This window comes from Desulfuromonas svalbardensis (genome assembly GCF_055389415.1).
In genome coordinates, this window is record NZ_AP042416.1 from 1,316,644 (window position 1) to 1,340,459 (window position 23,816).

Here is a 23,816-nt window from a genome sequence, read left to right on the forward strand (position 1 = left end):
GAACTCGGTGTCGCGTAATTAATGATGTTCATAGTTGCGCGGCGCGATCCCTACTGCACTGCGTAAATCTTCTAAAATTAAATACATCGACGGGATGCAGATAAGGGTGATCCCCGTCGCAAATAAAATTCCGAAGGCTAAACTAATCGCCATGGGGATGAGAAACTGAGCTTGAACGCTGGTTTCTAAAATCATCGGGATTAGACCGAAGAAGGTTGTCAACGATGTCAGTAATATTGGCCGAAAACGTCGACGGCCGGCGTCAACAATGGCTTGAAATTGTTCCATACCGTTCTTACGGTCCTGGTTCACTTTGTCGATCAATAGCAATGAATCGTTTACTACCACACCTGATAAGGCCACGACACCAAATAAACTGAGGATGGTTAGGTCAAAGCCGAGGAGTAGGTGACCAATAATCGCTCCGGCGACACCAAAGGGGATAGCTGCCATCACCAGCAGTGGTTGGCTATAACTGCGGAACGGGATGGCAAGTAGGGCATAGATTCCAAACAATGCCAGCAAAAATCCACTTTTCATGCTTGCCATCGAATCTTTGCGCTCTTTCTCTTCGCCCTCAAGATCAAAACTTAGCCCCGGGTAGTCCGCTAAAAGTTCGGCTAAAATCGATGTTTCCATGTCGGATAAAATCTCTTTTGCATTGCCCTTGCTACTATCGACGCGAGCTTGAACATTGATGACGCGGCGGCGGTCAGTGCGGTTGATCTCGCTGAAGCCACGCCCTTCTTCAATGAAAGCCGCGCGGTTGAGTGGTAACTCGCCGCCATGTGGGCTACGAATGCGTAGATTGTCAAGGCTGCTGGCGAGGTAGCGTTGCTGCTGTGGGTAACGAACCATCACTTTTGCTTCGTTGCGGCCACGTTGAAGTCGGAGAGATTCTGAACCTGAGTAGGCTGCGCGAATTTGCCGGCCGAGGTCTCGTTCCGTAATTCCGAGGGTTTCAGCTTCTGGACGCAGCCGGATTTTTAACTCTTTTTTGCCAATGGCATAATTATCTTCAATATCACTCACACCTGGATACTCTTCAATCGCTTGTTTGAGGCGGATGGAGGCATCTTCAAGAACGGTGAAATCGTTGTGAGAGAGTTGGACGTCAATGTTGGCACCAAGGTGGACAAGGCTCGATTTGAAGGTCAGCATATCGACACCGGCAATCTCGCCGAGTTGTTGCCGCCAGCGTTCCGATATTTGTGGAGCCGTGATCGAACGTGTCTCACTCGGCTGCAATAGCATGGCAATGGTGCCCAAGTGGGGTGCTGAGGTGGTACTGCCGCCGGTCGGGCCTCCCCCGGCAAGAGTGCCACCAGCAAGGGCGTAAATATGGCGCAAGATGGTTGGTTGAGATGGTTGTTCACCATCAATCTGTTCAATTGTTTGATTGCCAGAAGTGACAATGCGTTGGAGGAGTTTTGCGGTTTCAGCCGCTGGGGTTCCCTGTGGCATTTGTAGCGTAACGGTGATGATATCGGAATCGACCTCAGGCATGAAAACGAATTTAATTTTACCGCCAGCGACAAGGCCAATACAGAGCATCAAAATAGCGATTGAGATGCTGATGGTTAAGTAGCGATGGTGCATGGACGCAATCAGCCATCGCTGGTATGGGCCATCAATAAAACGTTCGAGCTGGTGGCCAACACGAAGGCGTAATTGTTCAAGGCGGTTTTTTTGATGGTCAGGCGTGGTCGACTTTTTACCCAAGGCAAGGTGGGCGGGCAAGACAAACAGTGATTCAACCAATGATACAAGGAGGATACTGATAACAACAACGGGGATCACCCCCATGAACTTACCCATATTGCCACTAATGTGTAACAGCGGGGTAAAGGCACAGATCGACGTTAAAATAGAGAAGGTCACCGGGGTAGCAACATCTTGTGTCCCTTTGATGGCCGCCGTGAGACGATCAGAATGATGCTGGCGCTGTTCGTATATGTTTTCACCCACCACAATGGCATCGTCGACAACGATTCCCAGTGCCATAATAAAGGCAAACAGCGAGATCATGTTGATTGAAACACCAAGAGTTGGGGCCATAAATATTGCACCGAGAAATGAGATCGGAATTCCCAACATTACCCAGAGCGCCAGACGAATTTCAAGGAAAAGGCTAAGGATGATAAAGACTAAGATAAGTCCGAGCCACGCATTCTTGGTGAGCAGGTTCATGCGACTATCTAACAGCTCTGAGGTGTCATTCCATGCGGCAAGCTGTAGTGATGTTGGCAAGCTTAGCTGTTTTGTTTGAATGTATTTCTGTACCGCGACGGAGATCTCCGTCGGTTTTTGATCTGATACACGATATACGCGAATCATTGCAGCAGGCTGGCCATCAAATCGAGCGTGTTCGTCCGTCTCAGCAAAAGTGTCTTTTACCGTTGCAATATCGCCTAGCTTGACTTGACTGCCATCGGTTTCACTAACGATGACAATGTTTTCATAGCCGATTTGGTTGCGCCGTCGCTCAACGGTGCGGAGTAAAATCTCCCCTTCTGCTGCTTTAATGGAGCCACCGGGTAGATCTATCGATGCTTCACGAATGCGACTGGCAATTTTGTCGAGAGTTAAATTGTAACGACGCAGGGTGTTTTCATCGACCTCAATGGATATTTCATAAGGGCGCACACCGCTTAAATCAACCTGAGTGATATCGGGGAGTAATAATAACTCATCGCGGATATTTTCTGCTTGCTCACGCAAACTACGTTCGGGCGCATCACCGTAGATCACTAAGGAGATCACTTCGCGACGGTTAAGAACTTTGGTGATGATAGGTTCTTCAGCATCTTCTGGGATGGTGGTGATCCGATCCACAGCACTTTTAATTTCTTGTAAAATCAGATCAGGATCTGCGCCATTACGCAGTTCGGCTTGTACCGTTCCCAGCCCCTCAACAGCACTCGACTTTAGCTGCTTGATGCCATCAATCTCGGTCAGGTTATCTTCAACCTTGAGTAAAATTCCCTCTTCGATCTCTTCTGGCCCAGCACCCGGATAAACAACTGCTACAGAGATCATATCGAGACTTACTTCAGGGAATACCTCTTGCTTAAGGGATAGGCTCATCACCAAACCACCCAAAACAAAGGTCAGCATCAGCAAATTTGCCGCGACATGATTTTTAGTCATCCATGCTATGGCATTTTTCACTGCAACTCTCCCGAAGCGGGTTGATTCATTAGACGAAGTTTCATCCCCTCTGCAGCGCCACTTATCGCTGACGTGATTACGTTGTCTTCGCTGGTGATCCCTGTTATGACCACCAGTTGTGATTCCTTACGAACCACAGTGATGGGTTGCATGTGCAAGCGGAAATTGTTGTCAACGAGCCATACGGCATTATCGTCGCGTATGGCACTACGTGGAACAGCAAACACATTTTTTATGGTAATCCCTTGCAGTTCAACATCGACAAACATACCGAGTTGTAACGGTAACTCGGCGTGGGTGGAATAGGGCGCATTGATGGTGACAACGATACGGCTCATTCTCCCCTGTTCATCGACATTGGCGAGAATGCGATCTACTTCCCCCAACCAAGTAAAATGTTGTGCTGAGGTCGTTATGCTAACAGTAGCTGGAGCTGTCTTGCTCTTGTTGCTGTGTTTGAATTGCAGCCAAGGTAGCTCATCAATTGGAATTGGGATAACCACTTCAGATTGATCTGTACCGGTGAGGATCGCTATCTCACTCCCCGTGGTAAGGTTTTGACCTAAGTCGACGCTCTCGGTGATGATTCGGCAGCTGTATGGAGCATAAATTTTAGTTCTAGCTAGGTTCAACTTGGATTGTTCCACATCTGCCTCAGCGGCTTTAACTGTTGCTTGAGCTTGTTGGAGTTGTGGTTCGTACGCTGCCAAGGGTGGCGGCGGTGTTGTGCCGTTAATCACTAGCCATTCGCTGCGAGCCACTCGCGCTAAGTTGGCAACCTGTTCATAATTTAGAATGGCACCGCTTAGGGTGTTCTGTGCTTTGGTTAATGCCAAGGCATAGTCCCTCGGGTCGATAGTGATAAGGAGGTCCCCTTTTTTTACCTCGCCGCCGACACGAAAGTTTTGATGTAGGGCGATCACTTTACCGCTGACTTGGGGCGATAAACGCAATTGCTGACGTGGTTGTACGGTCCCTGTTGCGTTAATTTTAAGGGCAATATCTTGTGCTGATATCCGCTGTACCTCAACTAACGTCCCGCGATCTAAGAAGGGCTTTTTAACAGGTGGTTTTCGTGACTTAATCAAAACTACAGTAATAAGAACGGCGAGGATAAGTACGAGTACAGGTATCCATTTTTTGTATGTAGATCTCTGCTTGTCGTTGTCATTAATGGGCTGGTTCATAATAGCTCCTTTTCAGAGCGAATGGTGTTCATCCAATCGCCACCTACTGCGCGGGTGAGTTGAATGGTTAGGGATAAAAGTTGATAACGACTCGTAATGAGTTGTCGTCGGGTACTTAGAGATGAATCGGCGGCTTCGAGAAAGTGAAGAGCGTCAGCAAGGCCTAACCCATATTGTTGCTCTACTTGAGTTGCGTTGGATTCAGCCTGTTGGTTACGGTGCTCGAGCTGTTTAATGATCAGGATTGTTCCTGCCATCTTGTCGAGAAGATCTTCCACTTCATAGACTGCACTTAACAGAGTTTGTTGAGCTTCATGTCGGCGTTGCTCAACTATTGCTTCATTTTTACGCACCACGGCGCGTCGTTTTCCGCCGTCAATGAGCGGTTGCAGAGCATTGGCTGTTAATGACCAAAACAGATCATTGATTGAGGCCGAGCCAAGGGTGTTATGCAGTAATCCTACCCCTGCTTGGAGCGATATTGTCGGTAATCGTTCTGCAATGGCTGCGGCATGTTGTGCGTCTGCAGCAGCAAACCGATGCCATGCTGCAATGACGTCGGGCCGTTGTAGCAGTAGATCGGCAGGCAGACCAATATTTGGAGCCAGCATTGTTTCCAAAAAGTGTGTCGATGGCTTTAGATTGAGTTGGTTGCGGCGTACTCCAAGGAGTAGAGCGATGGAGTGTTCAGTGCTGGTTAGGTTAATTTGAATCGTTTGTACGGCATTTTGTGCTAGGTCAACAGCTTGCTCGGCCATGTAGATCGCTCGAGACTTTTCTAAGCCAAGATTGTAACGATTGCGAATAAAGGTGAGGTAGTTGCGTCGTATAGCTAGCTGCTTTTCGGCAAAAGTGCTGTGTTGTTGCTGCTCTTGGTGGCTGAAGTAGAGGCCGATTAAGTGGGCTGTTAAGCTGAGGTAAAGCCCATCGATCTCGTTATCTGTAATAAGCTGTTGCTCATGCGCAGCAGAGCGTTGCAAGTCTAATTTATCCCATAGGTCAACTTCGTAGCCCAACATCGCTTGTACTGAGAGGTTATTTCCAGTGCTGTTTTGAAGGCCACTAGGTGTTTGTATGCGCTCGCCAGTGGCCGATATGTTTAGCCACGGCAGCAGCGCTGCTTCGGTTATTGATAGATTGGCTTGAGACTCTTTTAAACGCGCCTGCGCTGTTAACAGAGTTAAATTCGTGGTGAGCAGTTGTTCAACCAGCGTGTTGAGTTGGTTATTGTGAAACTGATGCCACCATAAACCGTTTTCTTTTTGGCTTATGATTGTCGTGTTGCGGTATGGGCTATCTGTTAGTTGGTCAACATTAAGGGGTTTGCTTGGTGACAGAGTGTTGCAGCCTGTCAACATCACGATTAAGACTACCCATAGGTGAGTTGTTTTCATGGCTGTTCCATTCCAGCACTGACAAATTTAGTAACCTCGTTGATCATTAATTCAATGTCCAGTGTCTTATGATGATTGATGATTGGTATAGCGATGTCGCGCATGGCAAAAACCATGGTGCCGAGTGTAAATTGCAGGCGCATGTGGAGGATAGCCGGTGGCAAGGCCGGTAGTACATCACTGAGTGCTTGGAACAGTTTGGAGATCAGTGGTTTCATGATCGTGGTGAAGAGTTGTCTGAACTCATTGTCTGGATTCATCATTAATGTGCTGATGATTGACATGAAATCTTTGTGTCGCCCATCTTTAAGTGAAAAATTAAGTGTTGGTTCGATAAAAGAGCGCAGAATCTCATCGACACTTGCTTGTCGTCCCTCAGCGACAGCATCGCTTAATACTGTATCGAGTTGTTGCTGTCTCTCATTATTTAAAGGGGTCATGCGCCGTAACAATATCGCATGGATTAACAGCTCTTTCGTACCAAAATGGTAGTTGACGGCTGCTAGGTTAACGTCAGCGGCACTGGTGATCGCGCGCAGTGTCGTCGAGTGGAGGCCATGGCACGCAAAAAGATGTTCGGCGCTGTCGAGGATAGTCTCTTGAGTTTTGCTGTATTTGGTTAGCTTAACGTAATTCATACGGGTAATTTAAACGGTTGTTTGAATTCTGTCAAACAGTTTGTCGACTAATCAATAGATGGCAAGGGATGAAGTGTGACGTGCTTTGAATTTCCACAAAAAAAAGGGACAGTCTTTTCAGACTGTCCCTTTTTAGCTTACTTGTGGAGCGTGTTACTTTGCGTTACCTGAACGGTAAGTGGTCGGCTTAGCTTTTTTATCAATGCTAATCGTTTGTTCCCACTCACGCCATAGTACTGCACCTGACATAGTGCCGAAAGGCTTGTACCAGAGTTCAACAGTTACGTCCATCTCGCGCTCTTCAGCAACTTGCTTGCCATCATCACCCTCAACGACAGGGTAGAAAATGTCAAAACGCTCTTCAACTTCTTTACCTGGAGCAAGGCCGGTGTCCTCGATAATTGAACTCTTCTCGTAGGGACCACGACCCATGTTGTTGCCACGTGCCATTAACTTAGGTGTTGCCATGTAGATAATTTCTTCTTCAAACAACTCGTCATCTTCTTCAGTTTCCGCTTTTACCGACAGAACCAGTCGGTTAGGGGTCGGTCAGCCATCAGGGATTGCGTGGCCTGAGCGGTTCACCATTTTGACTTTAACAACCGCTTTAGGCCGCAAAGTGCTGCCGTCAAGCCATTGTGATACATAGCTCTCAACGTGGAAGTCAACAGCCATCTCTGCCATAGTCTCATCACTGTAGCTGAGGATCTTGTGGCCGAGGCCACTTTTTGTCATGTGACACTCTTGACAAGTTTCTTGGCCGCCTTCAGCTCTGTAGGCCCACATGTAGCTACCATAAGCGGTAGCACACTGAGTAGGGTTTTCAAGCTCAAGGTTGGGACCCAGACCGTGACACTGGCCACAGAAGATTGACTCGTCCATGATAGGACTTACTTTCATTTTGTTGAAAGTATCATCTTCGTGTTCGCCAGTGTTATATCCGTACACGGTGTCGTGTTGAGGATAACCATCGGTCCACTTGTGGGTGATTGCCATACGGTTGTGGCATACCAAGCAGTTAATGTTGAGGCTGGTCAAGGTGGTTTGGTGTTGATCGCGAATTGCAACGGCTTTTTCGTCGCTAGGATCTTTAGCTGCTGTTTTCGCAGCGGCAAGCCAAGCTACCAACGTATCAGCGAGTTCAACCGCAACAGCATCTGTTGCGTCTGCGAGTTGAGGCAGGTGACATTTCATGCAACCCATAAAATGCTCAACGGTTACATCCTTTGTCGTTTCAACGCCGGAATATTCCCACGCCATGAAACCATTTTTCATCGCTGTAATCATGGTAGCCGCAGCGCGACCCGTACCATAGATTGAACGAGCGTGTGGCGAAGCATCCCAGTCTTCGTGGATCTCTTCGTGACAATCGATACAACCTGTTGAATCGTACATGTCGATCAACTGTTGCAGGGTTTCAGCTTTTCCTTTTGTCGCGGCAATGGTGCCGTCACGACCTACGCCAGCACCAATAGCAAACGCCATGGAGACGCTTAACCACAGAGCAATAGCGGTAAGGCTAATGACTTTGAAGTATTTCATAAGGATATCCTATCAGGAATCGTGAAAAGAAGCCCCCACTGTAAAATAGGGGCTTCTAGATTGGATCAGTAAACCAGAGTGCTAAAAAAATTAGCAGCCAGTTAGAGCGTCACCACCAGCAGCAGGAGCGCCTTTAATCTTCATGCTAGCAGAATCGCCAACTGAGATTTTTTTAGCGTCTTTAGCTTTAACTTGAACTGTTACCATGTCGCCCTTAACAGCGGTAACGGTACCTTTGTAAGCTTTAGCAAGAGCTGCACTGCTCATGCCGCCGATAAATGCGGTTACTGCAAGTAATACGATCAGTTTCTTTGCCATTGGTTTTTCTCCTTAACGTAAATTGATTAAATAAACCATGTTCGCCATTTGCCTCTTTTTTCCTAATTTATTGACTATATCACACACCCAGAAAATTGGAAGTAGAAACAGAATGGTCATTCTCTAGAATGATGCTTCCATGGTTAAGTAAACTTGGTCCATGCTCTCGATTGGTGCAAAGAACTGTGCATTCAAAGGATCGTCAAGCTCATCGATGTCAGCAGGAGCGCCTAACCAGTTACCACTACCTGTGTAGTCATATTCGTAGTGCTGGTAGCCAAGGCGCATAAATGCATTGCACTTGTCGCTGATGAGGTCGCCAACAGGGAGATCCCATACCATGTAAACTTCGCCAACTTGACCACGAGTCGCTAGTTTGGCAGCAGTCATGTCGTCGTGAGCAGGAGTCATGGAGATCCAGTTTTTGGTACCATAGTTGTACTCAAGACCGAATTTTAGACCTTTATCATCGAGGTCGTAGCGAACACCGACATAGCCGATGTAACCATCTTTTTGGCCTGGATCTTCCCACCATGAACCAAGAAGGGTAGAACCCATCTCGTCAACGCCATCAGGATCAGTACGACTCCAACCACCAGATACGAAGTAGTTGAGGTCAGCATATTTGTCCATGTAGACGAAAGAGGTGTGATAGATGTCGCCAAGGTTCTCAGTGTCAAGAGTTCCGTTGCCTGTACCCATTGCGAGTTCAAGAGGGTTAGCGAAGTCAACGCCAGCAGGTACATTGACAATGTTTGCTGCCAAGAAGGCTTGAACGTTTAATAAACGATCACCCTTGTTGATCATGTCCCAGTTCAAACCACCGAAGTCCATGTCGTCAAGATTGTTACCGTCTTCTGTTGGGCCTGCTTCGAAGCCGCGGCCGTAGCAGAAACGGATCTTACTGTAGCCCATGAAGTCGAATGGGTTGTCAAATACGGCACCGATTGTAGCACCATCAAAGGCATAGTCCATGAAGTTGGTTGGGGTAGCCATACGCTTGCTGTTTTGGCGAAGGTGCGCTGGTGGGCCATCGGTAGTAGGGCGACGACCAACAGAGAACCAGATTGGCAGATCAGCAATAGCAGTCCAGTTAATATAGGCACGGTCGACACGAAGGACGCTGTCGCCAGGCTGACGAGTTGTGGCGCCGTCCATCTGTGAAAAACTGTTCATGAAGTATGGGCCGTTTGTCGTTGGGTTTTCTTGCATTCCCCAAGATTTGTACATTGCCAGACGACCTTTGAAGGTCATGTTCTCAGACACTTGTGCTTTCATGCCGAGACGGAAGCGGTTAGTGTAGAGGATGTCGTTCTTGTAGTTGTTTTTAGGTGTCATGTTGTAGCCAGAAGTTACGCCTAAGCCTGTAACACCATCAATTGCAGATTGCCAGTAGGTATTAAATGCGTCACCGTAAGCAACAGTGCCAGGAACTAAACCCATTCCTTGCAGTTGTTGATCAAGACCCATTTGTGCCAGCGCCATAGGAAGATTTTCCATCATGCCTTTACGCTCATCTGCTGAGAATGAACTCATCAGGCCAACAAGATCCTGAGTGCTAGGTGCTGGTAGCGTGCCGCCTTGCGACATAACATAACTCATGTCATTAACCGCGTTGGCAACGTCCATTGCGCCCCAGTACTCTTTGGTGTCTGTATCACTGTAATCCATGCGGAAACGGTAGTCACCGAAGAACTCAAAACGTGACGCTTCGTCCCATTTTTCTGAACCAGCCTCGAGTAGCTCAACTGAGTCAGCATTGTCGTCAGCAGCATCTTGTACTTCTGCAACTTGCTCTTGAAGAACAGTGAGTTGCTGCGTCAGCATCTCAATTTGACGCGCGAGATCGGCTGTCGAAGGTGCCGCAAATGCGCATGCAGGCACGAGCATTAGAGCAGCCAAGATCAGGCCTAGTGTTCTTTTAACCATGTTGTTGCCTCCTTGTGGTGCGTTTGTTTGGTATGGAACGTGGTGTTCCACGTAAACGGGTGTGCAGCAGACCATCTACTGCGAGTCGATTGGTTGTGACAATGTGACAGTATCGCCACAATCGACGCTAAAAGCACTGTTTTTAATTGTACCTTCATCCATGGTTTTTTATGGAGTCAGGTTATATTGACAGTTGTATGTTCTTATATGCGTATAACACAATTTGTGCCAGTTTTTATAATTGCCTGTTTTTGCGTTGATTATGTTTGTTTTGCGTTGTTTTGTGAAGTTGTTTCTGTTTAGATTAGGTGATATGACGTGCTGTTTTGCGTAAAATAACGGGCTATATGACAGTGTCATATAGCCCGAATTATTGTTGCCTGGACGTGTTTGGAACGGCTCACGTATATTTAACTGTGATGATTAAACCACTTGCTCCATGGTCCAGATACCGCACGGACAGATGCCGGAGCAAATTCCGCAACCAATGCAGATGTGATCGTCGGAGATGTAATCAAAACTGCCATCCTCTTTTTCAACGCGGCGTATCGCAGCTTCAGGGCAGGCTTCGAGGCACATGGAGCAGTCGCGGCAGGTCCCACAGGAGATACAGCGAGTGGTCTCTTGACGAGCATCTGTCACCTGTAGTCGTCCTCGGTTGCGTGGCCGGAACAGCTCTTTGCTTAGGCGATGCTGAGGGATCGCTTCCATCTTTTTACGTTCGATTAATTCTAGACCATTGAGAAGATCATTGCAAAAGTCAGCCGCTTCGTGTCCATGGCCGATGGCGTGGGTGAGTAGCCCCGGCTTGGTTGTGTCGCCAATAGCAAACACATTTTTAGACTTGTTGACCTGCCAGCAGCCGTTGACATCCATCATACCGCGATCGGTAAGCCATTCACTTGGTACGTAGGAGAGGTCAGGGCGTTCACCAATTGAGATGATGACCATGTCTGCTTCAATCAGCTCACCGTCCTTAGTGTGGAGACCTTTTTCGCTAATGTGGTCGGTGTAGATTGGCCAGCGCACTGAACCACCGAGTGCTTCAACATGATCAATCTCTTTTTTGAACGCCGCAGGGCGCTGAACGTCTATGGCAGTTACTTTTGTTGCGCCCATGGCGTAGGCACCTAGGGCGACATCCATTCCTGCATTGCCAGCACCGATGACCACCACCTTTTTACCCACAGGTGGTTTTTCTCCGGCATTCACTTTTTTGAGGAAGTCGAGTCCTTTAACCAGAAGTTGATGTCCTGGGAATGGAATGACCACCGGATTATGAGCGCCTGTTGCGACAATTACCGCCTGATTTTCCCGTTGTAACTGTTCAAAAAGTGGTGCATCGACACGGGTGTTGAGCTCTGTTTTGATGCCGACATCTAACATCCGTTGAATCTCGCCATCGAGAATCTCACTCGGTAGTCGCTCGGTAGGGATCGCTTGGTAGAGTTTGCCGCCGAGGCGGCTGTCAGCCTCGTACACGGTAACATCGTGCCCTTTAAGTCGGAGTTGCCATGCTGCAGAAAGGCCGCCAGGGCCACCACCGATTACGGCAATCTTTTTATCTGTGTCTGGGGCGACTGGAGGAGCGGGAGTACCAATCGACATTAAGCCAAGTTGCTTCATTGATACCGCTGAATCGAGAAAACGGCGACTACAGGCATCCATACACAGGTTCGGGCACACTTGGCCGCACACACTGGCAGGGAATGGTGAATATTGGAGTACCAGTTCCAGTGCTTCTTGCTCTTTGCCTTCGCGCAGCAGTTTTAACCGGTCCTGCGTTGGAATAAACGAAGGGCACGATGATTGGCACGGTGCCGCGTAACGCTTATCAAGCCAACGAGGAATTTTTAACCGGTCATCTCCTGCGTTAACGAGACCAGCAACGTGGCTGTAATCATCGTCAACAATGTCACCGAAAATTCCCCCTTTAACCCATTTGCCAAGGCGGAATTCGTGCATGGAGATTCGCCCTTTGGCGTTGCGCTCCTCAGTGGTCTTAGCAACAATTTTCTTCCACTGGCCCATGTCGCTTAAGGTGTCGAGTAATTCATTACGCTGAATTTTAGTTAAAAATTCAGGTAATCCTGCTGCAAGAAATTGATGGTCGGCTTCATCAAGATCGAGTAGCCATACGTCGTCTGAGATCCCTGCTACAGGACCACGAACATAGAGGGTGCCGCCAACCATGCCAGCACAGGCGCGATCGCCCATGATCGAGTCGAGGTGTTCACAGTCCACACCACAGATGACGCCGATTCCGCCACCCATGAATTCGAAGGAGAACGATCCCGTTTTTTTCAGTACCCATAGTTCAGGTGCATCGAAGGCGGGGTCATGTTTCATTAGTGAGCCACTACGGGTGCCCACTTGGCCTGCAATGTAAATTTTACCACTGGCGGCACAGTGAGCAGTGGTGTCACCACTGTCGCCGAGAATTGTTAGGGTTGCACCGGCGTTGAGCCAGCCCGAATCAGCTGGGGCAGAGCCGTCAACAATGATTTCGGTCCCTTCAAGGCCAAATGAACCAACACGTTGGCCAGGGTTTTTGACGCGGAATTTAAGAGGTTTACCGTCTGTGGTCCACAGCGGTCCACCAATGTTGTGATGACCCGATGCGAGGACTTCGAATTCAGTCTCTCCATTGTCAAGCTCAGTGTAGATCTGCTGTAGTAATATTTGGGTGGAGATACGCCGACCTTCAGCGTTAAATCCATTAATTTGTGCAGCCATTTCTTTTATCTCCTTGTAAAACTATTCGTTTCCCTATGAACGGGGCGGTTTCGAATAATTACTTAACACACATACTGAACTTGTAACCGATCAGCAACAGCCTTATCCATGGCGACAAGAGCATCTGAGCGTCCGATTGGTAGCGTTGAGTTGCCGATCGGTGCCATGAGTTTTTTCAGTTCTTGATCCATGGCTAAGAAGTAGTTGACGATGTTCTCGGCAACACGTTCAGGGTCAAGTCGGTGTGCTAACGCAGGGATTTGTGAGGTGATTCCAGCGGGGCATAAACCCGTATTACAGGCATTACAGCGGCCTTGGTCGTTCCCTACGCAGCCAGCCATTTGTAAAATGAGTTTGCCTGTAAATACACCGCTCGCACCGAGGCACATCATCTTAAATGCGTCAGCAGCGAGGTCTCCTGTTTTTCCGAGTCCGCCAGCGGCCCAAAGTGGAATTTGCCCTTGACGACCCTGAGTGACCGCCGCGAGGTAGCAATCGCGTAGCTTGCTGACGATTGGGTGCCCTGTGTGGTCGAGAGATACTTCGTGGGCTGCCGCTGTGCCACCGTCAATGCCGTCGAGGAAGAAACCGCCGACAATATTGTATGGGTCGCGGACGAGATTGTTAAATACTGAAACGCTTGTTGATGATGCGGCGACTTTAATGGCAACAGGTACGCGGAACTTAAACGCAGCATTAAACGAGAGGAACATTTTTTGAACGCTCTCTTCAATGGAGTATAATCCTTGATGGTTCGGCGGACTCAGGAGGTCTGTCTTGGGAACACCACGGATGGCCATGATGTGCTCAGCAACTTTTTGGGCCTGAAGCATCCCACCGTCACCCGGTTTTGCCCCTTGACCGATTTTAATCAAAATCCCAGCAGGGTCTTCGATCATGTCGGGCATCGCCTTGATGATTCGGTTCCAGCCAAAGTGGCCGGATGCTACTTGAAGAATCATATATTTCATATAGCGGCTTTTGAGTAGGCGTGATGGTACGCCACCTTCACCAGAACACATGCGTACCGGAAGTCCGCACTCTTCATTGAGGTAGGCAACGGCCATTGCGATCCCTTCCCACATTCGCCAGGATAGTGCGCCGATGGACATGTCGCCGATGATGACAGGATAGATCCAGCTAACAGGAGGTGTTTGGCCACAAGAGATCAATGTGCCATCGCTGCCAAGCTTTAATGGTAGTTCGTCGGCAGGCAGGGTGCGGCCAAATGGGGCGAGCATGTCGAATGTGTGTCGCTGTGCATCAAGACTTGGGTCAGTCATTTGCGAGATGCGGCCGACACGGAGCTTGTCAAGGGTTCGTGCGCTGCCAGATATGTTTTTGCGCCCGCCACGTTTGATGGACTCACCGCCAGCACAACGTGAAACAATGGGGTGGCGGGTGTCTGGATTGCGTACGGGGGTAATGGCATCGTTAGGGCATACTTTTTCACAAATACCACAACCCCGGCAGTAGTTTTTCAGTGAGTTGACCTGCTTAATGACTGGAACTGCAGAAAACCGAGCACGGGGATCAGGTAGGTCGCCTTCAGAGAAAATCATCCGCCGGCGCTCAATTTTAGCTTCAATGGCGCGGAATGAACACGCTGAAACACAGGAGCCGCAGAGGGTGCAACGACTGGCGTCGTAGCGCAGTTTCCACGGAAGGTCATTCGGTGTTATATCGTTAATTTTTACTGATTCCATCGTGCAATCTCCAGTTCTTCATTGATCACAACAATTTCACGCTCATTTGGGTAGATGTCGGTTGCCCAGTCGCGATCAGGTAGTATCTCGTTAATGCCACACACTTCAGATGAAATTACCACGGTGTCCTCGGTTCTACCGACAACAACAGGACGCAATTTTTTAGCGTCACAGCAGGTGAACATGGTGTTGTCAGGCAGTACGCCAATGATGGTGTTTGGTCCGTTGATCTCAAGGTTTGCCAGCGATTGACGAATAGCAATCAGCTGCTCGGAGTCCTCACGTTCGTTTAATTCTGCAAACGGCAGTGGGGTGATCACGTGTTTGAAGTACTTTAGCGGCCATTTGAGTTGGCGATGGACATAGTGCAGGCTGTATAAAAAGCATTGTGAGTCTGATTCAAAACCAATGTAGCCACGGTGGAGATTGTTCTGCATCTCTTTATTCTTCTGATAGAAGGTGTTTTCCCCATTAGCGAGACCGGTGTAGCCTTGCAGGAAGAATGGGTGAGCTGCATAGCGAACGATGTCATAATTTGTATTTTGACGGCATTGGGCCGTGATCACTTTGGCGGTAAAGTTTTTATCTGGCTCCCAGAGGTTGAAAAAGGTGCCAATGTCGCGTGGATCGCCAATCTCCTTGAGGGTGACAACGTCGGGCCAGAATGAGTACACATATCCTTGGTCGTCAGGCTCCAAAACAGCACGCATCTTTAAGCGCATATCAAGTAGAAGTTCTTCCTTCTCCTCTTGGCTGGCATTCTTAATGCTCTTTGGGTATGAGAATGTTTGGAAAACGTAGTTAGGCATGGCGATGATATCAAGTTCGTCGCTGGGGAATGTTTCAGGAACCCACTGCAGGATGCGACGAAATCCGGCTTCGTGCAAAATGTTTTCGGCTAAGTTTAGTCCTTCGTCGGTGCATGCCATTGATAGTGTAGGCAGATGCTTGTAACCTTCAAAGATCCCACCGAGGTCTTGCATGACCATGGCGAAGCCAGAATTGTCGTGCCCTTTTTGTTGAGATTGCATTAACAGTAGGGCTTTACTTGGGTGAGTGTAATTTTTACTCTTTATGGCACCTATACGACACATTTCGTAAGTTTCCTCCATTAGTTTTTATAATTTCGTGTTGATATCTTTATTGAGCAATAACTGTGCCTTGTTTGTTAGGCAATTAATTTTGTTAAAACGGCGTATTTGCGAGGATTTTTGACGGTGAAATGCGAAGGATGGGGGGTGTGGATGTATACGTGAGTAGGTTGGCGGATATATGGGTACTCTGTCAGCGTTTTTTGCTCAAACTAAAAAAACTCCCACGAGAGGTGGGAGTTTTTTGTTTGTAGAGTATTGTACTGTTCTACCGTTGAATTTGGCTGTGCTTCTTACAGTAAGCTAACCCAGTTGTGTTTGTCTTCACAGCGGCCATATTGGATGCCTGTGAGTGTATCGTACAGCTTCATTGTCAGTTCGCCTGCACTGCCGTTGCCGAGAAGGACATCTTGGTCTTGATAGGTGAATTGGCCAACGGGTGAAACCACAGCAGCTGTTCCGGTGCCAAATGCTTCTGTTAAGCGACCGTTCTTAGCCCCTTCGAGAACCTCATCAATCGTTAATGCCCGCTCTTCAACCTCATAGCCAAACTCTTTTACTAAGGTTAAAATTGAGCGGCGGGTAATACCGTTGAGAATTGAACCTTTTAGTGGTGATGTCACAATCTTGCCGTCATAGAGGAAGCAAATATTCATACTGCCAACTTCTTCAACGTATTTGCGCTCTACGCTGTCGAGCCAGAGTACTTGGTCATAACCTTTTTTACTGGCAAGAGTTGAAGCATAGAGGCTTGACGCGTAGTTGCCACCAGTTTTTGCTTCGCCTGTGCCGCCAGCAGGGACACGCGAATACTCATCTGATACGAGGATTTTTACTGGGCTTAATCCGCCAGAGTAGTACGCTGCAACGGGTGATAAAATGATGTAGAACAGATATTTGTCCGCAGGTTTAATTCCGAGAACAGCTTCTGTTGCAATCATTGTGGGTCGGATATACAGGCTAGTTCCTTCGCTATGTGGAACCCATTCCTGCTCAAGCTTGAGGAGCTCATTGAGTGCTTTAAGGCAAAAGTCGACATCGAGCTCTGGCATACACATGCGTTCGGCGCTGAGATTGAATCGCTCAAAATTATCTCGTGGTCGAAATAAGGCAATCTCGCCATCGGAGCGTCGAAAGGCTTTAAGTCCTTCGAAGATCTCTTGGGCGTAGTGAAGAACAAGTGCCGCTGGGTCAAGGCTGAATGGGCCGTATTGTTGGATCCGGGGAGAGTGCCAGCCTTTACCTGTGTCATATTCCATGACAAACATGCGGTTGGTAAATTCTTTACCGAAAACAAGATTGCTTTCGTCCTTAACGAGTTGTTTTGTTTCGTTGACGGGTAAAATCTGAATATCCATGGTTGTATATCCTCCGAATCTCTAATTTTGTTTAGTGGAGCAAAACTCCATCAAATTGTCTATCATACCGTGCGTAAAGCTAGCAAGGATATTTTATTGTAGGTGTTTGGCTTTATTCTGATTCGTGATTATTTGAGGCTAGCTCTACCTAGGGCAACTACAGCCACGGTATGACCATGGTGGGAAAGGAGCGCTGAACATGCTCTGGCTGTTGTGGTGGTGGTGACGATATCGTCAATCAAGATTACCCGTTGTGACGGTAGACTGTAATTGATTTCGAATGCACCGTGTAGGTTTTTTTGCCGCTTATTCGCATTAAGCAGTGACTGTGGGCTTGTTGGTCGGGTGCGTATCATCCCTTGTGGCAAAACGTCAATGTTTAGAGATTTTCCCACCTGTCGAGCAAGAAGCAAGGACTGATTGTAGCCCCGTTCGCGTAATCGTTTTCGGTGTAACGGTACGGGGATGATGATGTCGGGTTGGTATGCGGTGATCTCATCGCTCAGTTGGTCAAGTATGCACTGAGCGAGCGGTCTGGCTAATGTGGGTCGACCGTGATATTTGAATTTGTTCATAGCCTGGGCCATCACTTCAGTATAGATTCCTGCTGTTTTGATCCAGGTAAATGGTGGCGGTGTCTTGAGGCATTGGCTGCATTGATGTGGCGTACTGCTTTGGGCTTGATATGGCTCATGACAGCGTGGGCAGCAGTCTAGTGCTTGATGTTGGCACTGGTCTGTGCAAGTGGGGCAGAGAGTGGCAATGGAACCGTCAGGTTTAGTTTGTAGTGGCTCGTTGCACAGGGGGCAGTGTGGCGGTAGTAGTTGGTATGAAAGCCAGAGTAGTTCTTGACGGCTGCGCTGAAATAGTTGTTTGATTCGTGGATGGCTAATGGGGGAAGGCCACCTCATTGTCAATTACTCGGCGAGATTAAGAAGGTTGTCGCCGGTCATCTCTTCGGGTTGTGTTAAGCCGAGTGTCGCTAGCAGCGTTGGTGCGATATCGGCAAGTTTTCCTGCACAGAGGGCAAATTGATCCGCATCATTGGCGACATAGATAAGGGGGACAGGGTTTGTGGTGTGGGCCGTGTGTGGCTGACCGTGTTCATCTTCCATCTGCTCACAATTACCATGGTCCGCAGTAATAAATAGCACACCATTTTGAGCGAGAGTGGCATCAATAACTTTTTTCAGGCTACTATCAACGGCTTCCATCGCTTTGATCGCAGCGGGTAAGTTTCCAGTGTGTCCTACCATGTCGGGATTGGCAAAGTTGAGGATGATGAGGTCGTGTTTTGCGTCATTGATTTGCTCAATCACCCGAGCAGCGACTTCATCAGCACTCATCTCCGGTTTTTCGTCGTATGTTTTAACGTCTTGTGGTGACGGGATAAGGATCCGATCTTCGCCATTAAGGGCTGTTTCATTGCCACCATTAAAGAAAAAGGTAACGTGAGCGTATTTCTCAGTTTCGGCAATGTGGAGTTGTTTTAATCCGGATTGAGCGACAACTTCAGCAAGGATATTGGCATAGCTGGCAGCGGGGAAGGCGACGGGGAGCTTGAGTTGTTCATCATACTCTGTCATGCAAACGTATGCCGCGAGCTCAAGGATATTCTCTCGGTCAAATCCATCGAAGTTAGTTGTGGTGAATGCGCGCGAGATCTCTCGGGCGCGGTCGGCGCGAAAGTTGAAAAAGATGATGCCGTCACCATCACAGATCGGTGCTGGTTCGCCAATAATACACGGCTCAACAAATTCATCCGTTTGCCCGTGTAGGTACGCTGCTTCGATGGCGCTGGCGCTATTGTCAAAGGCTGTGCCCTCGTTTAGCGTCATGGCACGGTAGGCTTTTTCGACCCGCTCCCAGCGGTTGTCTCGGTCCATGGCATAAAAGCGGCCGCAAAGAGTGACAATTCGGCCTGCATTGAGGGAGGTCAACATCTGTTCGAGTTGTTCAAGGTAGAGTGCTGCACTTTGAGGCGGAGTGTCACGGCCATCAAGGAAAGAGTGGATGCAGATTTCGTCGATACCAAAATCCGCGGCCATCTTAACGAGTGCGTAGAGGTGAGTATTGAGCGAGTGAACGCCGCCATCGGAAAGCAAACCCATGAGATGAAGTTTGCCGTTTTTGATTTTGATTTTATTTAGAGCATCGACAAGGGTGGTATTGGTGAAAAAATCACCCTCGTCGATGCTTTTACTGATACGGGTTAAATCTTGATAGATCACTCGACCTGCGCCAATATTGAGATGGCCCACTTCTGAGTTTCCCATCTGACCTTCTGGTAGGCCAACAGCAAGACCTGATGCCTGAAGGGTTGAGTGTGGGTAGTTCTCGAAGAGGTGGTCGATGCACGGGGTGTTGGCCAATTTGACTGCATTACCGCGTGTATTTGAGCTAAGGCCCCAGCCATCAAGGATGGTGAGAACGACAGGTTTGTGATGTCGTTCCATTGGGGCGCTCATGATTAAGCTCCCGCCTGAGGGACGATGGGAGAGATCACTTCACGATCCTCGATCATTGTACGGAAGGCGATGCTGTAGCTACCCCAAGTTCCGCAATCGTCACAGCGACTCATCCACTCCTGTGAAGTTGTCCCGCAGCCGTCACACACGTATCCTAGGCTAAGTTGATTGTCTACGCCCAACGCTTTTTGGTACTCAGCAATCGCTTCATCGATACGATTCCGTCGACGGTGAGCTTCAGCAAGCAAGAAGTGGATTTGTGGGAAGTCTGGTGCCGAACTTTCAACAATATAAATGTGCTCCAGCGCTTCATCTACCATCTCAAGTCGTAAACACAATTTGCCATAAAAGAATCGTAATACGAGGTCGTTGTAACGCACCGACAGCGCGTTGCTGTAGAATTCAAGCAGTGATTTTGGATCTTCAAGCTGAATGTAAAGGTTTTCAAGGCGTGAAAGAAATACGCTGCGGCCCAGCTTGTTGTAACTTTCTTGCCATATCTTTGCTGCTTCATCATTGTTTTCTGCCATCAGATAGGCATCACCAAGGGTGACACGAGCAGAAACAAAGTTAGGGCTCTCTTTAATGATTTGCTTGAGTGTTGCAACCGCTTGTTCGCTGTCATCGTTAGCCATTTTCTGCTTGGCCACTTCGTAGCGAATGGAGAGCATTTTCTCCTTTTCTTCTTGAATACGGTTGCCGCTTAGGCCTGCCTTAAGAAGGCGCTTTTGTAGCTCTTGCGCTTCCTCCCAGCGTTGGTGCTTCATGTGCAGATTGCGTTGAGCTCGGATCGCCTTGCGGTTGTCTTTTTCCTGCTCAAGAATCTCTTCGTACTCTTTGCACGCCGAATCATCTTGATCGAGTGTTTTGTACGTAGCCGCTAACTTAAACAGAACTTCAAGGCTTTTGCCGTTGATGCTCTTTGCCTTACGCAGTAAAGCCACGGCCCCTTGTGTGTCACCCTCTTGGCTGAAAACACTGGCGAGAGCAATGTAGCTTTCGACCTTGTTGGGGTTTTTATCAATGGCCTTTTGCAGCAGGCTATGAGCGCGTTTAATGTCGCCAGAGAGGAGGCGGCCAACACCATCACGGTAAACCGTATCGATCTCTTTGGACTTTTTTTCCGTCCGGCTACGCAACCATGAACGCAAGCCAAAACTGACTGCACCGTAAAGGTGGAAACCGTAACCAATAAAAAGGCCAACAAGAACGCAGCCAATAACAATGACAGTAACCGGATAGGTGACAGAGTTGTCTGGCATGAAAAAAATGGTCATCTCCTGCGGGTTGATCCCCGAGAAAAAGACAAAAAACGCCAGAAACATGATAACAACGAGAAGAAATGACATGAGAGTCATACGGTCCTCCAGTGGGTGTAAACCCGATAAATTAAAATGTAGTCGACACGTTCGCCGAACATATGTTTAAGCATTAAGCGCTTGTGTTGCGTCCTCATTACCGATTGTGATAGGGCTCGTTGCGTATAATCGTGAAGCCCCGGTAGATCTGTTCAAGTAAAAACAATCGAGCCATCTGATGGGTAAATGTCATCTCAGATAGCGAAAGTAGCTCGTTACATTGTTTTCTGAGTTTGTCGGTCAGCCCATAAGCCCCACCAATGATGATGCAGATGTTGGCTGTGCCTTGGTTCATGTGTTGCTCAATTTTTTTAGCAAATTTTTCTGAACTGGCCTGTTTACCGATTTCGTCTAAGCCGATTAGGTAGGCACCGTTCGGAACTTTTGCCAGGATCTGTTCCGCTTCACTTTGGCGGATAAAGTTGACATCCGCTTTTTTACCGCCTCTTTTTTCCTCTTTTAATTCAATAATGTTTAGAGGTGTAAATCGCTTGAGGCGTTGTTCGTACTCTTCTGCCCCTTGTTTAATAAAGGGCAGTGAGAGTTTTCCGACGCAAATGAGGGTGATCTTCACTTGGGCCTCTAGTGGAGCTCTTCAGGGATGGCAAGCTCTGTTGCTTCAATCCACAGGCCATCTAAATCGTAGAATTTGCGCACATCTTGTTGGAAAACATGAACCATGACATCACCGTAGTCGAGGAGTACCCAGCGGCCCTCGTTCATCCCTTCAACAGCAAGGGGGGCAAGGTTGTATTCCTCTTTGAAGCTTAAGCGTACCGATTCGGCAATCGCTTGAACTTGACGATCTGATGTTCCTGATGCCAAAACGATATAATCCGTTAGTGCCGAAAGCTCAGAGATTTTGAGAATCTTTAAGTCGAGAGCTTTGCGGTCGAGGCAATATTTGGCGCATAAAAGGGCGCGGCGATCTGATTCCAATGTTTTTACCTTTCTGGACGCACATACAAATGGTGCGTTTTGATATATTCAGCAACAGTAGCGGGAAGCAGTGTGCTAACCGATAGGTTGTTGGCTACATTGTCTCTGATCTGAGTTGAGGAGATATCAAGAAATGTCTGCTCAAGAAAGATCAATTTTTGTCCACTACTGTGACAAAATGATTTAAGTTCAGAATCATAACAGAACTGATGGCGGATAGCAACGGGCAGCGCCGTATCTGATGCTGGCATTTTCACCCCAGGGCGACGAGCGACAACAAGGTGGCATAGCTCAAACAGTTGTGAGTAATTGTGCCAAGTGTGGATGGTGTTAAGCGAGTCCATTCCAATCAGAAAATAGAACTGATCATCGGGATAGAGCTGATGCAGAATAGCAAGAGTTTCAACCGTATAGCTTTTGCCGTCGCGCTGGGCTTCGACATCGCTCACTTCAAAATGTTGATACGGAGATACCGCCAGTTTGGTCATTGATAAACGATGTTTAAATGGGTCAATGTCGCTGTTGTTTTTGTGGGGAGGCTGCGCCGCAGGAATAAAAATGACTCGATCAAGCTCACAGGTGGACAGCAGTTCTTCCGCGCACTTTAAATGGCCGTTGTGGATGGGGTTAAATGTACCGCCCATGATCCCTGTTCTCATTGCTGTCACCTTAAGTGCTTGCTGCGAGCTCGTCGTTAGCGGTGCTGCGCACGCTAGGGGCGAACCTGACCATCACCGAAAACGATAAATTTACGTGTGGTGAGATCCTCAAGACCCATTGGGCCAAATGAATGAAGCTTTGTCGTCGAGATTCCTATCTCAGCACCAAGGCCGAGTTCTCCACCATCAGAAAAACGTGATGAAGCATTGACCATGATGACACTTGAGTTAACGCTGCGGACAAATTTTTGAGAGTTGGCGTAGCTATTGGTGATAATTACCTCGGTGTGCAGTGAGGTATGTTGGCGAATATGTTCAATCGCCTCATCTAAGTTATCGACAACGCGCACAGCTAAAATGAGGTCAAGATATTCCTCGTCCCAATCTGCGGCAGTGGCTGCTTTTGCAGATGGAGCAAGGGAACATGTGACAGGGCAGCCGCGTAGTTCCACTTTGTTTTGTTGCATCTCGTGAGCGATGCGTGGAATAAATGTCTCTGCTATGTCCTTATGGACCAAGAGTGTTTCCATTGCATTACACACCCCTGGACGTTGCACTTTTGCGTTCAGGCAAATTTCACTCGCCATGTCCGCATCGGCATCGGCATCAACAAACGTATGGCAAACCCCCTTATAGTGCTTGATGACAGGGATGCGAGAGTTCTCGCTGACAAAGCGGATTAGGCTTTCTCCACCACGGGGGATGATGAGGTCAATCTCTTCATCGCGTTTGAGTAGCTCTCTGACAGCGTTGCGATCCGTTGTGGTGATCACTTGTAGCGCGCCTGATGGCAGACCGAGAGCTGTGAGCTGCGATTTGAGAATGGATCCGATGGCACTATTTGAGTGGATCGCTTCTGAACCACCACGTAAAATGACCGCATTGCCACTTTTAAGACAAAGTGCTGCGGCATCAGCAGTAACATTAGGCCGTGATTCGAAGATGATGCCAATCACTCCGAGAGGGATCCGCATACGTCCCACTTGGATACCGTTCGGGCGTTTCCACATGCCACTGACCTCACCGACAGGGTCAGGAAGGCTCGCCACTTCACGGAGGCCATCTGCCATCGCCTTAATACGGTCGTCGTTGAGAACCAGACGGTCAATCATCGCAGGAGCTAGGCCGTTTGCACGTGCTGCATTGAGGTCTTTTTCGTTTTCCTGTTGGAGATGGGGCGCGTCGTTTTCTAGAGCGTCAGCCATGCGGCAGAGGAGATCGTTCTTCACTGACGTGGATAGGTTGGCCATAATGTTTGCGGCCTGCTTTGCTTCACAAGAAAGTTCTTGAATATGTTGTGCGACGCTCATCGCTCATCTCCT

General features: G+C 48.3%; 18 protein-coding genes. All 18 read right to left on the bottom strand.

Annotation, left to right across the window (positions count from 1 at the left end; translation table 11 throughout):
• Positions 1 to 18: 18 nt before the first annotated feature.
• On the bottom strand, positions 19 to 3,171 hold the full coding sequence (locus ACZ5KY_RS05870; RefSeq protein ID WP_464242969.1) for an efflux RND transporter permease subunit: 3,153 nt from the start codon (positions 3,169 to 3,171) through the stop codon (positions 19 to 21).
• Complete coding sequence (locus ACZ5KY_RS05875; RefSeq protein WP_464242970.1) at positions 3,168 to 4,358, bottom strand: efflux RND transporter periplasmic adaptor subunit; 1,191 nt, start codon at positions 4,356 to 4,358, stop codon at positions 3,168 to 3,170. The genes ACZ5KY_RS05870 and ACZ5KY_RS05875 overlap by 4 nt, the downstream gene beginning before the upstream one ends.
• Positions 4,355 to 5,752 carry an efflux transporter outer membrane subunit gene (locus ACZ5KY_RS05880; RefSeq protein ID WP_464242971.1) on the bottom strand — a complete coding sequence of 466 codons (1,398 nt, stop codon included), beginning with the start codon at positions 5,750 to 5,752 and terminating at the stop codon, positions 4,355 to 4,357. The genes ACZ5KY_RS05875 and ACZ5KY_RS05880 overlap by 4 nt, the downstream gene beginning before the upstream one ends.
• Positions 5,749 to 6,390, bottom strand: coding sequence for a TetR/AcrR family transcriptional regulator (locus ACZ5KY_RS05885; RefSeq protein ID WP_464242972.1), 642 nt, complete (start codon positions 6,388 to 6,390; stop codon positions 5,749 to 5,751). The genes ACZ5KY_RS05880 and ACZ5KY_RS05885 overlap by 4 nt, the downstream gene beginning before the upstream one ends.
• Before the next feature lie 153 nt (positions 6,391 to 6,543).
• Positions 6,544 to 7,932: a multiheme c-type cytochrome (seleno)protein ExtKL gene (gene extKL / locus ACZ5KY_RS05890; RefSeq protein ID WP_464242973.1), complete on the bottom strand. Its 1,389-nt coding sequence runs from the start codon at positions 7,930 to 7,932 to the stop codon at positions 6,544 to 6,546.
• Positions 7,933 to 8,022: 90 nt separating this feature from the next.
• Positions 8,023 to 8,250, bottom strand: coding sequence for a selenite/tellurite reduction operon protein ExtJ (gene extJ / locus ACZ5KY_RS05895; RefSeq protein WP_464242974.1), 228 nt, complete (start codon positions 8,248 to 8,250; stop codon positions 8,023 to 8,025).
• 123 nt (positions 8,251 to 8,373) lie between these two features.
• Positions 8,374 to 10,179 carry a DUF3373 family protein gene (locus ACZ5KY_RS05900; protein ID WP_464242975.1) on the bottom strand — a complete coding sequence of 602 codons (1,806 nt, stop codon included), beginning with the start codon at positions 10,177 to 10,179 and terminating at the stop codon, positions 8,374 to 8,376.
• Between the two features lie 423 nt (positions 10,180 to 10,602).
• Positions 10,603 to 12,915, bottom strand: coding sequence for an FAD-dependent oxidoreductase (locus tag ACZ5KY_RS05905; protein WP_464242976.1), 2,313 nt, complete (start codon positions 12,913 to 12,915; stop codon positions 10,603 to 10,605).
• A gap of 62 nt (positions 12,916 to 12,977) precedes the next feature.
• The gene (locus ACZ5KY_RS05910; protein ID WP_464242977.1) at positions 12,978 to 14,621 is read right to left on the bottom strand and encodes a glutamate synthase-related protein; all 1,644 of its coding nucleotides are present in this window, start codon (positions 14,619 to 14,621) and stop codon (positions 12,978 to 12,980) included.
• A complete protein-coding gene (locus ACZ5KY_RS05915) occupies positions 14,609 to 15,715 on the bottom strand; it encodes a class II glutamine amidotransferase (RefSeq protein WP_464242978.1) in 1,107 nt (368 codons plus the stop codon). Before ACZ5KY_RS05915 ends, ACZ5KY_RS05910 begins: the two co-directional genes overlap by 13 nt.
• Before the next feature lie 290 nt (positions 15,716 to 16,005).
• A complete protein-coding gene (locus tag ACZ5KY_RS05920) occupies positions 16,006 to 17,070 on the bottom strand; it encodes a branched-chain amino acid aminotransferase (RefSeq protein WP_464242979.1) in 1,065 nt (354 codons plus the stop codon).
• A gap of 128 nt (positions 17,071 to 17,198) precedes the next feature.
• Positions 17,199 to 17,981 carry a ComF family protein gene (locus tag ACZ5KY_RS05925; protein ID WP_464242980.1) on the bottom strand — a complete coding sequence of 261 codons (783 nt, stop codon included), beginning with the start codon at positions 17,979 to 17,981 and terminating at the stop codon, positions 17,199 to 17,201.
• Positions 17,982 to 17,987: 6 nt separating this feature from the next.
• Positions 17,988 to 19,538, bottom strand: a complete 1,551-nt coding sequence (gpmI, locus tag ACZ5KY_RS05930; RefSeq protein ID WP_464242981.1) for a 2,3-bisphosphoglycerate-independent phosphoglycerate mutase — start codon at positions 19,536 to 19,538, stop codon at positions 17,988 to 17,990.
• 2 nt (positions 19,539 to 19,540) lie between these two features.
• A complete protein-coding gene (locus tag ACZ5KY_RS05935) occupies positions 19,541 to 20,896 on the bottom strand; it encodes a tetratricopeptide repeat protein (protein WP_464242982.1) in 1,356 nt (451 codons plus the stop codon).
• Positions 20,897 to 20,993: 97 nt separating this feature from the next.
• Positions 20,994 to 21,470, bottom strand: coding sequence for a 23S rRNA (pseudouridine(1915)-N(3))-methyltransferase RlmH (gene rlmH / locus ACZ5KY_RS05940; RefSeq protein WP_464242983.1), 477 nt, complete (start codon positions 21,468 to 21,470; stop codon positions 20,994 to 20,996).
• An 8-nt stretch (positions 21,471 to 21,478) separates the two neighbouring features.
• The gene (rsfS, locus tag ACZ5KY_RS05945) at positions 21,479 to 21,835 is read right to left on the bottom strand and encodes a ribosome silencing factor (protein WP_464242984.1); all 357 of its coding nucleotides are present in this window, start codon (positions 21,833 to 21,835) and stop codon (positions 21,479 to 21,481) included.
• Between the two features lie 5 nt (positions 21,836 to 21,840).
• A complete protein-coding gene (nadD, locus tag ACZ5KY_RS05950; RefSeq protein WP_464242985.1) occupies positions 21,841 to 22,494 on the bottom strand; it encodes a nicotinate-nucleotide adenylyltransferase in 654 nt (217 codons plus the stop codon).
• Positions 22,495 to 22,547: 53 nt separating this feature from the next.
• The gene (locus ACZ5KY_RS05955; RefSeq protein ID WP_464242986.1) at positions 22,548 to 23,804 is read right to left on the bottom strand and encodes a glutamate-5-semialdehyde dehydrogenase; all 1,257 of its coding nucleotides are present in this window, start codon (positions 23,802 to 23,804) and stop codon (positions 22,548 to 22,550) included.
• Positions 23,805 to 23,816 lie beyond the last annotated feature (12 nt).

Bases quoted from the DNA above. Each gene is read 5' to 3' on its own strand.
- ACZ5KY_RS05935 (WP_464242982.1), bottom strand. From the start codon at position 20,896: ATGACTCTCATGTCATTTCTTCTCGTTGTTATCATGTTTCTGGCGTTT.
- ACZ5KY_RS05955 (WP_464242986.1), bottom strand. From the start codon at position 23,804: ATGAGCGTCGCACAACATATTCAAGAACTTTCTTGTGAAGCAAAGCAG.
- ACZ5KY_RS05905 (WP_464242976.1), bottom strand. From the start codon at position 12,915: ATGGCTGCACAAATTAATGGATTTAACGCTGAAGGTCGGCGTATCTCC.
- ACZ5KY_RS05915 (WP_464242978.1), bottom strand. From the start codon at position 15,715: ATGTGTCGTATAGGTGCCATAAAGAGTAAAAATTACACTCACCCAAGT.
- gpmI (WP_464242981.1), bottom strand. From the start codon at position 19,538: ATGAGCGCCCCAATGGAACGACATCACAAACCTGTCGTTCTCACCATC.
- extJ (WP_464242974.1), bottom strand. From the start codon at position 8,250: ATGGCAAAGAAACTGATCGTATTACTTGCAGTAACCGCATTTATCGGC.
- ACZ5KY_RS05875 (WP_464242970.1), bottom strand. From the start codon at position 4,358: ATGAACCAGCCCATTAATGACAACGACAAGCAGAGATCTACATACAAA.
- ACZ5KY_RS05920 (WP_464242979.1), bottom strand. From the start codon at position 17,070: ATGGATATTCAGATTTTACCCGTCAACGAAACAAAACAACTCGTTAAG.
- ACZ5KY_RS05880 (WP_464242971.1), bottom strand. From the start codon at position 5,752: ATGAAAACAACTCACCTATGGGTAGTCTTAATCGTGATGTTGACAGGC.
- nadD (WP_464242985.1), bottom strand. From the start codon at position 22,494: ATGAGAACAGGGATCATGGGCGGTACATTTAACCCCATCCACAACGGC.
- ACZ5KY_RS05910 (WP_464242977.1), bottom strand. From the start codon at position 14,621: ATGGAATCAGTAAAAATTAACGATATAACACCGAATGACCTTCCGTGG.
- ACZ5KY_RS05900 (WP_464242975.1), bottom strand. From the start codon at position 10,179: ATGGTTAAAAGAACACTAGGCCTGATCTTGGCTGCTCTAATGCTCGTG.
- ACZ5KY_RS05885 (WP_464242972.1), bottom strand. From the start codon at position 6,390: ATGAATTACGTTAAGCTAACCAAATACAGCAAAACTCAAGAGACTATC.
- ACZ5KY_RS05925 (WP_464242980.1), bottom strand. From the start codon at position 17,981: ATGAGGTGGCCTTCCCCCATTAGCCATCCACGAATCAAACAACTATTT.